Genomic DNA, 275 nt, shown 5'->3' on the forward strand with positions numbered 1-275 from the left:
GAAAGATCATCTGTGCGCATTCGCTGTATCACTTCAAGCCGGAACTGCATGCTGTAATGGCTGAACTTTTTTTTCAACCCATCGGCCCCATGGGCGCGGTACAGCTTGACCCAGGTCTCCAGGCTCTTGCGTGGAACGCTGTACAACTCGGCGACACGCTGATACCCCAAAGTGCCAGCCAGATACTCACGGACGACTTTGAGCTTGAGCTGTTCATCGTACTTCGTCATGAAAAAACCCCCAAAAGTTGTGTCCAACTTTTGGGGGTCAGTTCA

The 275-nt window shown here is 51.6% G+C and carries 1 protein-coding gene; it reads right to left on the minus strand.

Going from position 1 to position 275, the window contains the following annotated elements:
* The coding region (locus tag ACHAC9_RS24625) for a transposase (RefSeq protein ID WP_435764456.1) at positions 1–230 on the minus strand (230 nt) is incomplete at its 3' end.
* Positions 231–275 lie beyond the last annotated feature (45 nt).

The organism is Massilia sp. CMS3.1, from assembly GCF_051262535.1.
Lineage (GTDB): Bacteria > Pseudomonadota > Gammaproteobacteria > Burkholderiales > Burkholderiaceae_D > Telluria.